Genomic DNA, 12,291 nt, shown 5'->3' with positions numbered 1-12,291 from the left:
TTAATCGACTGCCGCAATAATCTCTACTTCGACCAGGGCTCCTTTCGGCAAATTCGCCACCCCTACACAAGAGCGGGCGGGCTTTTCATTGTCAAAATAACTGCCATAAATTTGATTGAACACGACAAAATCAGACATATTTGTCAAGAAACAAGTGGTTTTAACTACTTGGTCATAATCTGTCCCCGCTGCCGCTAAAACACCACCGATATTTTGTAAAACTTGATGAGTCTGTTCTTCAATCGTTTCCCCAACTAACGCTCCATTTGCCGGATCTAACGCGATCTGCCCCGATGCATACAGCAATCCATTAACCACTTTCCCTTGAACATAAGGACCAATTGCTTGAGGCGCCTCAGTTGTTTCGACCGTGCAAACAGAGGCTCCCTTAAAATTCACTCTCGCTACGTTGTTTTTCATTTTCCCACTCCTTTTTTCATACTGTCATCAGATAGTCTCAAATACATCCTTGCTACAATACATACAAAAAAACATCTCACCTAGTAAGTGAGATGCTGGAGAATCCCACTCAACAAATGTCAAACAGGACCTCAAACTGTTTTTTGCAAAACAAGTTTCAAGTCCTCAGTCTAATAATAATGATCATTTGTGCAGTAGTCGTCGCGTTCATAGAAATTCTCCTTTTTAAATTAAATTTAAATGGCAATTAAATTAATTTATGATTGTAATAATAACGGAGGTTTTTGTACTTGTCAATAAGTTTAAAGAATTTTCTGACAGTTGAGCTCACATTTTTGTAAGCTGATTGTTCGGTCAATAAATGGCACCCAACTAAAAAAATCCGTATTGTAGGGGTATAAATAGAGAGGGGTTTTTAAATGAACAAAGGGATGAATGGTTTCCAGTTAAAAGTTTTAGGGGTCGTAACGATGGTGCTGGATCACCTTGGAGAATTTTTTCTATTTCTAGGTGTACCTATGTGGTTTCATTGGATTGGTCGGATCGCGGCACCAATTTTCCTATTTGAAAGTTCCGAAGGTTTCATCCATACTAGCAATCGTAAGAAATATATGCTTCGGCTATTAATCGGCTATTGGCTCATGGGTGTCATTAATATGGTTCTTAATCGCTACTTTGCGATTGATAACGCAATCGTCATCAATAATATTTTCGGTACCTTGTTCTTAGGAACAGTTTACATGCAAGCCTGTGAATATTTTAAACAACGCAATTTTTTCAAAGGTTTTCTCTGGTTTCTTGTACCATCACTGTTAAGCGTCCTAGCATTGCTACTACTATCTAACAGTGGCATTTTTGCTTCAAAATTTGGTTTTCTCTTTTTCCGAGTTTTCACATTACTAGTTCCAACCTTGATGCTGACAGAAGGTGGGGTATTATTTGTAGCTTTGTCAGTTCTTTTCTACCTATTTCATGGAAAAAAACCTTTACAGGTGATTGCATTGGTTCTCGTCGCAGCAATCACGCTCATTTTTGGTGGCGGTGTTCAGCATGCCTTTACCTTCAATTATCAATGGATGATGTGTTTAGCGGCGATTCCGATTATTCTTTACAATGGTGAAAAAGGGCGCAGTATGCGATACTTTTTCTATATTTTCTATCCGGCACATATCGCTCTTTTTGCGATCATCAGTTTCTTGATCCAACGCTAAACTTGACCTTAGCCCTAAAAAGCTTTACAATGCTTTTTGTGAATAAATCGTACAGATAACACGCTCTGCGTGTCGAGAGAGAGGCGGTTTCTATTAATTTAGAAACCACCTCTCTTTTTTTGCCAGTTTTTACACTGTCCATCAATCGAAGGTTATCTGACGAAACAAAGTGAGGGTAAAGTGAGGGTATTATATGAAAGAAAAGAAAATCCATTTGTTGTTAGCTGTCCTGGCCACCGGGATCATGTCCTTTGCCGGTGTTTTAATTGAAACGGCTATGAACGTAACCTTTCCAACTTTAATTGAACAATTTGGAATCTCTACTGGAATGGTACAGTGGGTCACCACTATCTATCTCTTAGTGATCTCCATCATGGTGCCATTTTCCAACTACTTATTGAAAAATTTTTCGATCCGTAAATTGTTTATTGTCGCGAATCTCTTTTTTATTGCTGGTCTAGCGATTGATCTATGGTCACCGTCGTATAGTATTTTATTAATTGGTCGTTTATTTCAAGGGCTTAGTACTGGGATCGCCCTACCTTTAATGTTCCATATTATTTTAAATTTCACCCCGATGCATAAACGGGGAACCATGATGGGGGTTGGGACACTGACCACTTCGATTGCCCCAGCGATTGGGCCAACCTATGGCGGAATTATGACTTCGACACTGTCTTGGCATGCCATTTTTCTATTTTTAATTCCGATTTTAGTAGTTTCATTAATTATTGGACTATTTGCCATCCCAGAAATGCCAGTTAAAAAAACTGGGAAGCTGGATCTCATCAGTTTATTGGGAGTGGCCCTACTCTTCAGCGGACTATTGATCTTCTTAAACCAAATCGGCAGCTTGATGGGCTTTGTCTCACTTGCAGTTGGTATCGCGGGATTAGTGATTTTTTATCGCCAAGCGACCCGCGCAAAAAATCCGTTGGTGCATATTACAGTTTTGAAAAATAAAGTCTTTGTCTTATTCCTATGCGGCTTTTTAGTTTGTCAATTTTTACTTTTAGGAATCTCCTTTGTCTTACCGAACTTTGTCCAAATCGTATTAGGGAAAGACGCCTTCATCGCAGGACTGGTGATGATGCCGGGGGCTGCTGTGGGTGCGCTTTTAGCCCCAATCTCCGGTCGTGTCTTGGATAACTTTGGTGCCAAGAAACCGATCCTCTTTGGTTTAAGTCTGGCAACGATTGGCTGGATTGTTTTGACTCTTCTATTACGTTCACCGTTACTGCTAGGTTTTGTGGCCGGTCACGTTATCTATATGATTGGGATCGGTTTTGCTTACAGCAATTTAATGACAACCGGGATGAATCTGTTGTCAGAAGAAGAATACGGTGACGGAAATACTTTATTCAATACCTTACAACAGTTCTCTGGTGCGGTTGCCACAGCGATTGTTGCAACGATCATCAATTTGGCGCAGCAATCCCAACCTGATTTTATTGCAGCGACCACTACTGGTTCACAGCTTTCTTTACTATTTTTACTTGTCTTGTTGTTGAGCGTTTTTGTTGCTTGTTTGATTCACTTTCGCAAAACCTCGGCTTTAAACTAATTCATTTTAAAAGAAAGCAACGAATATCTATTTGAAGGCAATTTAAAAGAAGTTGAGCTGAACTCAACTTCTTTTTTTATTTGATTGAAATATCTGCAGTAAGCTCGGCCCAATGATTGGTTGGCCCGTGACCATGACCAACAAAAATCGGTTGGCTGATGGCAGCTTGGATGAATTTCTTTCCGATGATAATTGCTTCCTTCAGCTCGGCTCCTTTTGCCAGTTCCGCTGCGATACACGCTGAAAAAGTATCCCCTGTTCCATGAGTATTAGCCGTTGCAACTCTCGGCGCGCTCATCCAAAAACCTTCTCCCGATGCTAGCAAAACAAAATCGGCCGCTTCCTTGTTTTGACTATGCCCACCTTTTACCACAACATTTTGTGTACCGAAGGCTTGGAGTTTCTTCGCCGCATCAATCATTTCCTGATCCGTTACGATCCGCTGGCCAATGATCACTTCTGCTTCTGGTAAATTGGGGGTTACGATCGTTGCTAACGGCAATAATTTTTCATTAATGGTTTTGACTGCATCGCTTTGCAATAAGTGATGACCGCCTTTTGCCACCATCACGGGATCGACGACCAAAGGGCCAAAATCGACCTGCTGCAATTTCTTTACAACTGTTTCCACTCGTTCCACATCTGCCAGCATCCCGGTTTTCGCTGCACCGATCGAAAAATCGGCCGCCAATGAGTCAAATTGTTCTTCAATAAACGTACTGGGAATCGCCATGCTATCTTGTACGCCATAAGTATTTTGTGCCGTCAGTGCCACAATAATGCTCATACCAAAGGCATTACGCGCTTGAAATGTTTTTAAATCGGCTTGGATTCCCGCGCCGCCGCCGGAATCAGAGCCGGCGATCGTCACGACTTGCGGTGTTGAATTAATCATGCTTGTTCCTCCTAATTCGTATTAAGGTTAAGGTATTTATTTTTATCTCATGCCGTATATCATTCCACTAATGTAATGAAACTACAAAGTGGAACTGACATCCAATACTTCTTCGATTTTGTGTTTCAAGCTGTGAACCTTTTCGCCGACGTTCTCAGCTAGCATAATTTCACTAACGATTGAAACGCCCGCAATACCCGTTTCACGAAAGTTTGCTAAATTCGCTTCTTTGATCCCGCCAATCGCTACACTGGGAATCGGCACTGCTTCGTTAATAGCTTTCAATGTCTTCATTGAGGTTAACGGTGTATCTTTGGTTTTCGTCGGGAAAATTGCCCCGATTCCCAAATAATCGGCACCCGCCTTCTCAGCCTCCAAACCACGTTCCACCGTCTTAGCCGAAACGCCTAATATTTTCTCTGAACTGATCAAGGAGCGCACAACCGCTACCGGCATCTCATCATCACCGATATGTACACCCGCTGCGTCGACCGCCAGACAAATATCTACTCGATCATTGATAATCAAAGGAATGCGATAATGATCCGTAATTTCTTTTACTTTTACAGCTAACCGATAAAAATCACCCGTTAGCAATTCTTTTTCCCGTAACTGAACTAATGTCACACCATTTTTACAAGCTGCTTCAATTACTGCTAAAAATTTCTCGTCACTGAAATCATAGCGTCCCGTCACTAGATATAATGTTAAATCCATTGCTTTTCCCATCCCTTCACCTCAGTCCACCAATTTTTTTCCATCAATACCGAAAGTTGATTCAAGGTCTCTTGCCTGAAAGCGGCTAAACCCAGCGTGTCTCCTGCCTGCTCGCCACAAAGGTTAAAGTAGCTGACTGCGGAAACGACTGCTTCCGCCGCTTCTACACCACTGCCAAGTAAAGCAGCGATCAATGCACCAACGATATCGCCGGTACCAGTAAAACGATCCAGCTCCGCTACACCATTAGTTAAACGCCAAATATGTTGTTGATCTACGATAATGTCTTGAGCACCCGTCGCTAAGAACATTGTTTTCGGATATTTCGTCGTTAATCTCTGCAACGCTTCCGATAATTCTTCGATTGCTTCATCACTCTGATCCAGCTCACTGCCATCGACGCCTCGCCCATGACTGGATAACCCGCAAAAATTGCGCAGTTCTGAAATATTGCCCTTTACTACCGTCGGATTTTCAGTTACCAACGCTCGGCCCACCTGATTTCGAACTTGACTGACACCATAACCAACCAAATCAACCACCGTTGGCTTTTGTACTGTTTGCGCCAATTTGCTTGCCGCTATCAAGCTACTTGCTCGTTCTTCCGATAGATGACCGATATTCAACAATAAACTATCTGTTTGTTGAAATAATTCCGCGAATTCTCGTGAATCAGAAGCCATAATGGGCTTGGCACCTACGTATAACAGCGCATTTGCAACCGTCTCACAGGTGACTTCGTTGGTGATACAATGAACTAACGGAGCCTTTTTCAACGGAAATTTATTTGAAACATTCGTTTTAATCATCCCAACATCCTTTCACCTAAAAACAGCCGTTGCCAACGTTTAAAAATCGTTGTTTCCTTTAATTTGACTAACACGACAAAAGCAATCACCGAACCGATCAACGTGGCACCGATAAAGCGTGGCGTGTAGATCAACCAATACAGATCACTTTGGCTACCGGTAAACCAGACCATCACAGGATAAGACAAAAGTGAACCAATTATTCCTGTACCAACGATTTCACCTAGCATCGACCAAACAAGTTTTTTGCCAAAGCGGTAGAATAAACCGGCTAAAAAGGCACCAAACACCGCCCCCGTCAATGCTAATGGCGGAATCCCCAACATCGTCATCCGAATCAGTGCACAGACAAAGGCCATCACCGTCCCGTAGACCGGTCCCAGCAGTACCCCAGCAATAATATTCATCACACTGGACATCGGTGCCATTCCTTCGATTCGCATCAAGGGTGACAGCACAACATCTAACGCAATCATCAACGCCAACAACGTCAATTTGTGGATTTTATTTTTTTCCACGCAAAATAACCCCTTTCCTGAAAGAGACAGCTGGAGGGGGCTAAAAAACAGAAAAAACCAACCAAAAAAAGATGGTCGGGTACAATCAGTCACTAACTACATTTCCCTGCGACAGTCTTAACTGCATCAGGTTCCATGGGTATAATCTCAGCATATAGCACCCCAAATGTTGCTCTTCAATTAATTAGAGTATAACATACTTTTTTTAAACCAACTAGCTTATAATAAGAAAGACTTCGTGAAGCCAGACACAGTAATTTGTTGGGATTCTAGCTATTTTACTTGTAAAAAACGGATACTTTATATAACTTTAAGAAAAATGGAAAGGGTGTTTTTATGACTAAACCCGATTTTTCAACTATCCACCATGTCGCCATCATCGTTTCAGACTATCAGAAAGCACGACATTTTTATGTCGATCTTCTCGGTTTGCCGATCATTCGTGAAAATTTTCGCCCTGAACGACAAGACTATAAGCTGGATCTGCAGTTAAACGGTGCTGAATTAGAAATATTTGCTGTTAATAATCCGCCCAAACGTCCCAGCTTCCCAGAAGCAGCCGGCTTACGCCATCTTGCTTTCAAAACAACAGAGATTGAAGCGACAGTCGCTTATTTAGTTAGTCATGGAGTCAAATGCGAGCCTTTGCGAACCGATGATTTTACTGGCGAAAAGATGACGTTCTTCTTTGACCCAGATGGTTTGCCCTTAGAATTGCATGAATAGCAAAAAGCCTCTTTCCGTTTTGAAAAGAGGCTTTTACACTCGATAGAAGTTTTACGCTTTTTCCACTGGATACTTAATCGCGTTTTTCTTCAATTTTTCACTGATGATCTCATCGATATCAAAATCTAAATTATCCGCCATCATATAAGAATAGATCAGAACATCTGCCAATTCTTCCTTCAAGCGTTCCGTTTGTGTGCGCGCCTCTGCCGAATCTTTCCACTGAAAAAGCTCCAACAGTTCTGCTGCCTCGAGGCAAATCGACAAAGCTAAATCCTTCTCATTATGAAAAGGACGCCAGTTTCGTTCATCTCGAAATTGATTGATTTTTTCCATGCTATTCATAAGTAACCCTTCTTTCGCCTTCATTTTACCATAGAAACAAGCTTGTCTTTTTGCTCAAGCCTCTCTCGGCGATCGATCATTATTTTTGAGAGATCTGATTATCTCTCACGAAGAATACTCAATTAATTCACCAAAGCCAAATAATACTCTTGCCAAAATTTTTCAGTTACGACCCGTTCATCTTCCTCGATTATAAATTCATCCGCTAACGGTTCGATGATTCGTTCATCTGGTACGTGATAAAGCCGCCGCTGACCTTTGATTGTGAAAGGCTTGATACAACGGACCTGCTCAAACAACCAAGCATAAGAATCATCGGCCAATTTTTTTACGTCGACAAGATCCACAACACAAACTGCGTGCCCTGAAATACAGCCTGGCGTCTTAATCGCTGTCGAACAAATCAACAGCGGTCCGCGATAATGGGTTGTCCACGAACGATATTCTTCCGTCTTCTTTCCTTCAAGAATTTCCATCACTGGTCCTGGATGAATTGAGATAGCTTTCAAAGTATTCGCCTCACTTTGTGTTTATTTTCTATTATTTTATCATGAATTTGACAAATAAATTAACCGTTTTCATAAAAGAGGGATAACGCAGCTACAATTCATCAAAATCATCGTACTGTCTTTCCAGTATAATATTCGTTTTTGGCTATTTTCATTTGTCAAACCATTCAAAGAAAGCTTAACAAAAAGAGACAATTATTAATATTAAAGCTAAAACAAACCGGATTTGTTCGATTTATTTTGCTATTTACTCTCTTCCATGGTACGTTTAATAAGTAATATAGTTGATCTGTGAGTTTTAGTGTTTAAGTAATACTTCTTTTTACACTTCTTACTTATTGCAATAAAACACATGAATGTGTAACTTGGAGGTATTTATAGCATGAATAATGGTACAGTAAAATGGTTTAACCCAGACAAAGGTTTTGGATTTATTACAGGTGAAGATGGCACTGATGTTTTCGCACACTTTTCAGCAATCCAAACAGATGGTTTCAAAACATTAGATGAAGGTCAAAAGGTTTCTTTCGATATCGAAGAAGGACCTCGCGGTCAACAAGCGGCCAATATCCAAACAGCCTAATCAAATAAATAACTTATGAGAAGATCCGTTCGATCTTCTCTTTTTTTATCCAAGAAAGGAGTACCAATATGGCAAAACCTTATGGTTACAATTTTCAAATGAACGAAGTTTCTGAGCAAGGTGAACCCTTCAATGTCGGCCAAGCGGTCGCTTTCAAAACCGAGTTTAAAAGCCGCAGTGGCGTAATTGAAAAGTTATTAGTCAACTCCGCCATTATCAAATTAACAAAAATGCCTGAAGACGTAAGAGAGAGTGTTTTAGTCGTAAGCTATCGTAAATTAACGTCTATCTAATGATTCCCATTATTTAAAAAATAAATGAACCGACCAAAAACCAGTGAGCAGAACGAAAAACTCGTTCTGCTCACTGGTTTTTTTACTCTGTTATTGGACTGCAGCATGTTTTTCTTGAAATGCAGCCAAAATCTCTCGAACTTCAGCCGTTGATTTTGTATCCATCAGACTGATCCGTAGATCATTGGCACCGGGAAAGCCTTTGATATAAATCTTGAAAAAACGGTGCAAGCCGACGATTGAGCGCGGAACTTGTTCTGAATAATTGTCCTGCAAGTCAAGCTGCAGTTTCAACAACTCAATCAACTCTTGTGGCGAATGCTCCTTGGCTTCTTTTTCAAAAGCATAGGGGTTTTTGAAGATTCCTCGACCGATCATGATGCCATCTACCCCATATTTTTCAGCTACTTCCAGCCCCATCTGACGATCCAGGATATCACCATTGATCGTGATCAACGTTTTCGGAGCAATTTCATCCCGTAATTTTACGACCTCAGGAATCAGCTCCCAATGGGCATCGACTTTACTCATTTCTTTTCGCGTCCGCATATGAACCGACAAATTCGCAATATCCTGCTTCAATAAGTGACTGATCCACTCCGTCAACTCCGCTGTATCCGTAAATCCTATACGCGTCTTCACACTAACCGGCAAGCCGCCCGCTTTCGCTGCTTCAATCAATTCCGCCGCTACTTCCGGTCGCAAGATCAAGCCGCTTCCCTTACCGCGTTCAGCAACATTGGGTACCGGACAGCCCATGTTGATATCGATTCCTTGAAAGCCCATATCTGCCAAAGCTATACTCATCTCACGGAAGAATTCCGGCTTATCACCCCAAATATGTGCCACCATCGGCTGCTCATCCGCTGTAAAAGTCAAGCGGCCCCGCACACTCTCGATCCCATCTGGATGACAAAAACTATCCGAATTGGTAAATTCCGTAAAGAAAACATCTGGCGCTCCTGCTTCTTTTACCACATGCCGAAACACGACATCCGTCACATCTTCCATCGGTGCCAAAATAAAAAAGGGCTTTGGTAGCTCTGCCCAAAAATTACTGGTCATTATGTATATCCTCCTGCTGTATCTATGTATAAACTTCTATAATTTTCAAAACAACGTCATTATACTAAGGTTTAGCCCCAGACGCAAAGCTAAAGTTTTTCTGTTAAATATTAATGTTAACAAAAAATTCCACCGAAGTAGCAATTTATTTTAAAATACCGATTGATTCTTTTTTATCAAAAAATGCAAGATAAAATAATCAAATTAATACATAGAATCCAATACTAAAAAGGCCACAAACTACTCCAATTTCATCACGGTCTCCCATTTACTGCAATTTCTGCTAAAATCCTCTATAATTGATTCTAGTAATCCTATTTTAGAAAGAAGTTCATTATGAAAAAAACAATTGAAGTAGTCGGTGCAATCATCATCGACAATGGAAAAATATTATGTGCTCAACGCGGTCCGGAAAAGTCTCTAGCTAATTTTTGGGAGTTCCCTGGGGGTAAGGTTGAAGCAAACGAGACACCGATTGAAGCGCTGAAACGAGAAGTAGTAGAAGAATTATTGATTACTGTTACAATTGAGGATCAGGCGTTTGAATCAACCAAGTATGAATATGATTTTGGTAGTATTCATCTAACGACCTTTATCTGTCATCTTCAACAAGGAGAACCTAAGTTGACTGAGCATGAAGCTATTGTGTGGCTGCCAGTTGAAGAATTGGAGTCATTGGAATGGGCTCCAGCCGATATTCCAACTGTCGAAAAGTTAAAAACTATCAAATTGTAGAGGAATTACACATGGATGTTTTAGAACAGTCACTTCAAAAAGCCTTTATCAATAAAGAAATTGAAGGCTCTCACTATGATCCAAAACTGATTATTAATCGCCCAGAGGAAAAAGAATTTTTACTGAATGTGTTACAGGAAGAAATTGATACCTGTGAAAACTTTTTCTTTTCAGTAGCGTTCATCACTCAAGATGGTTTAAATGCCTTAAAGTCTCACCTTTCTGATCTTGCAGATCGAGGCATTTCTGGTCGCTTATTGACTTCAACTTACCTAGGATTTAATCATCCGGATATGTTCGCTTCCCTCTTGGCTATCCCTAATCTTGAGGTTCGTATCTCAGCTAAAACAGGCTTCCATTCTAAGGGATATCTGTTTTCTCAAAAGGAGTATCATTCGTTTATTATTGGTAGCTCGAATTTGACCATGAGTGCGTTGAAGTTAAATTATGAGTGGAACATTCGACTAACTTCCTATGAGCAGGGTGAAGTGATTCACCAGATCCAGCATCATTTATCTTCGGAATGGAAACATGCGGAAGCTTTGAATCAAGAATGGGTAAATGAGTATAGAAGAACATACAAACCATTCGTAAATAATCAGAAATTAGCGAATGCTGTTACTGTCGATCAAACTCTGCCGCATTATATCTTACCTAATAAAATGCAAAAAATAGCTCTGAATAATCTCAAAGAGCTTAGAGAAACGGGCGCTCAAAAAGGATTGGTCATCTCCGCAACTGGTACTGGTAAAACTTATTTAGCAGCTTTTGATGTCCTTCAGGTGAAACCGGAACGAATGCTTTTTATCGTTCATCGTGAACAGATTTTGAATAAAGCTAAGGAATCATTTGAGAAAATTTTAGGAGAACCTTCTGACCAATTCGGCATTCTCTCTGGCAGCCAAAAAGATACAGATGCAAAATATTTGTTTGCGACAATCCAGACTATTTCTAAGCCTGCTTATCAGGAACTATTCGAGCATGATTATTTTGACTATATTTTGATTGATGAAGTACACAAAGCTGGGGCTCAATCCTACCTAAAAACCCTGGATTATTTTACGCCTAAATTCTTGTTAGGTATGACTGCAACTCCTGAACGAACAGATAATTTCAATATCTTTGAATTGTTCGACTACAATATCGCTTATGAGATCCGTCTTCAAGAAGCTTTGGAAGAAGATTTATTGTGTCCTTTTCACTATTTTGGTGTCACTGACTTTGAGAAAGAAGACATGGTGATTTCCGAGACCACCGATTTGAAGTATCTGACCATGGATGATCGGGTAAAATTTTTAATTGAGAAGATTAACTACTATGGCTGTTCGGGAAATTATCCTAAAGGATTGGTTTTCTGTAGTCGCAAGGAAGAAGCCCAGGAATTATCTGCTCGCTTCAAACAACATAAGATTCCTAGCACTTATCTAACAGGTGAACACTCAATTGAAGAGCGGGAAGCACAAATTGAACGGCTAGAAACTGGTGAGATCAACTACATTTTTACCGTGGATATTTTCAATGAGGGAATTGATATTCCTAAGATTAATCAGGTAGTGATGCTGCGAAATACCCAATCTAGTATTATTTTTGTTCAGCAGCTAGGGCGTGGTTTACGTAAAGATAAGTCTAAGGAATTTGTGACAATCATTGACTTTATCGGGAACTATAAGAATAACTATATGATCCCGATGGCATTATCTGGAGATATTACTCGGAATAAAGATAATCTTCGAAAGGATACTTTTGATACTAACTATATCAGTGGACTTTCAACGATTAACTTTGAGCAAGTGGCGAAAGAACGGATCTTCAAATCGATTGATGCTGTTGCTCTGGATTCAATGCGAGAGCTGAAACAAATCTATTCTTCCTTAAAAAATCGATTAAATCGAATCCCTTAC

At 40.4% G+C, this 12,291-nt stretch carries 15 protein-coding genes and 1 riboswitch; of the genes, 7 read left to right on the top strand and 8 right to left on the bottom strand.

Translation table 11 applies throughout. The annotated features are described in order from the left end of the window. On the bottom strand, window positions 1-420 hold the full coding sequence (locus EP1_RS11735) for a RidA family protein (protein WP_067627616.1): 420 nt from the start codon (window positions 418-420) through the stop codon (window positions 1-3). Between the two features lie 419 nt (window positions 421-839). Here EP1_RS11735 and EP1_RS11730 point away from each other — a divergent pair, with 419 nt between their 5' ends. Continuing rightward, entirely contained in the window at window positions 840-1,631 is a 792-nt protein-coding gene (locus tag EP1_RS11730; RefSeq protein WP_067627614.1) for a TraX family protein, read from the top strand. A 193-nt stretch (window positions 1,632-1,824) separates the two neighbouring features. Further along, window positions 1,825-3,195, top strand: coding sequence for an MFS transporter (locus tag EP1_RS11725; protein WP_067627612.1), 1,371 nt, complete (start codon window positions 1,825-1,827; stop codon window positions 3,193-3,195). A gap of 76 nt (window positions 3,196-3,271) precedes the next feature. Here the strand turns inward: EP1_RS11725 and thiD are convergent, their stop codons facing one another. The 4 genes from thiD to thiW form a co-directional block, all read right to left on the bottom strand. Continuing rightward, window positions 3,272-4,090 carry a bifunctional hydroxymethylpyrimidine kinase/phosphomethylpyrimidine kinase gene (gene thiD / locus EP1_RS11720; protein WP_067627610.1) on the bottom strand — a complete coding sequence of 273 codons (819 nt, stop codon included), beginning with the start codon at window positions 4,088-4,090 and terminating at the stop codon, window positions 3,272-3,274. An 81-nt stretch (window positions 4,091-4,171) separates the two neighbouring features. Next, window positions 4,172-4,819 (bottom strand): thiamine phosphate synthase, encoded by a 648-nt coding sequence (gene thiE, locus EP1_RS11715; protein WP_067627608.1) that lies wholly within the window; start codon window positions 4,817-4,819, stop codon window positions 4,172-4,174. Beyond that, the gene (gene thiM / locus EP1_RS11710; RefSeq protein WP_067627606.1) at window positions 4,798-5,616 is read right to left on the bottom strand and encodes a hydroxyethylthiazole kinase; all 819 of its coding nucleotides are present in this window, start codon (window positions 5,614-5,616) and stop codon (window positions 4,798-4,800) included. Before thiM ends, thiE begins: the two co-directional genes overlap by 22 nt. Next, window positions 5,613-6,134 (bottom strand): energy coupling factor transporter S component ThiW, encoded by a 522-nt coding sequence (gene thiW / locus EP1_RS11705; RefSeq protein WP_067627604.1) that lies wholly within the window; start codon window positions 6,132-6,134, stop codon window positions 5,613-5,615. The genes thiM and thiW overlap by 4 nt, the downstream gene beginning before the upstream one ends. 86 nt (window positions 6,135-6,220) lie before the next feature. Further along, a riboswitch (TPP riboswitch) is annotated at window positions 6,221-6,309 on the bottom strand. 161 nt (window positions 6,310-6,470) lie between these two features. Here thiW and gloA2 point away from each other — a divergent pair. After that, complete coding sequence (gene gloA2 / locus EP1_RS11700) at window positions 6,471-6,860, top strand: SMU1112c/YaeR family gloxylase I-like metalloprotein (protein ID WP_067627602.1); 390 nt, start codon at window positions 6,471-6,473, stop codon at window positions 6,858-6,860. 51 nt (window positions 6,861-6,911) lie between these two features. On the opposite strand, the gene EP1_RS11695 is transcribed toward gloA2, so the two are convergent. Beyond that, a complete protein-coding gene (locus tag EP1_RS11695; RefSeq protein ID WP_157065593.1) occupies window positions 6,912-7,205 on the bottom strand; it encodes a nucleotide pyrophosphohydrolase in 294 nt (97 codons plus the stop codon). A 122-nt stretch (window positions 7,206-7,327) separates the two neighbouring features. Next, window positions 7,328-7,714, bottom strand: coding sequence for an ASCH domain-containing protein (locus tag EP1_RS11690; protein WP_067627598.1), 387 nt, complete (start codon window positions 7,712-7,714; stop codon window positions 7,328-7,330). Between the two features lie 382 nt (window positions 7,715-8,096). Between EP1_RS11690 and EP1_RS11685 the strand changes: the two genes are divergently transcribed. Continuing rightward, entirely contained in the window at window positions 8,097-8,297 is a 201-nt protein-coding gene (locus EP1_RS11685; protein WP_067627596.1) for a cold-shock protein, read from the top strand. Between the two features lie 68 nt (window positions 8,298-8,365). Beyond that, window positions 8,366-8,590, top strand: a complete 225-nt coding sequence (locus EP1_RS11680) for a hypothetical protein (protein WP_067627594.1) — start codon at window positions 8,366-8,368, stop codon at window positions 8,588-8,590. Between the two features lie 90 nt (window positions 8,591-8,680). On the opposite strand, the gene EP1_RS11675 is transcribed toward EP1_RS11680, so the two are convergent. Further along, window positions 8,681-9,655: a tRNA dihydrouridine synthase gene (locus tag EP1_RS11675; protein ID WP_067627592.1), complete on the bottom strand. Its 975-nt coding sequence runs from the start codon at window positions 9,653-9,655 to the stop codon at window positions 8,681-8,683. Window positions 9,656-9,991: 336 nt separating this feature from the next. Between EP1_RS11675 and EP1_RS11670 the strand changes: the two genes are divergently transcribed. Together EP1_RS11670 and EP1_RS11665 are read left to right on the top strand one after the other, a co-directional pair. Continuing rightward, a complete protein-coding gene (locus EP1_RS11670) occupies window positions 9,992-10,390 on the top strand; it encodes a (deoxy)nucleoside triphosphate pyrophosphohydrolase (RefSeq protein WP_157065592.1) in 399 nt (132 codons plus the stop codon). Window positions 10,391-10,401: 11 nt separating this feature from the next. Further along, window positions 10,402-12,291 (top strand): DEAD/DEAH box helicase family protein (locus EP1_RS11665; protein WP_067627589.1); only part of this gene is annotated, 1,890 nt, incomplete at its 3' end.

The organism is Enterococcus pseudoavium NBRC 100491 (assembly GCF_001544295.1).
Classification (GTDB): Bacteria; Bacillota; Bacilli; order Lactobacillales; family Enterococcaceae; genus Enterococcus_A; species Enterococcus_A pseudoavium.
Note: the sequence above shows the minus strand (reverse complement) of the source record. Positions and strands in the feature narration are given on the sequence as shown.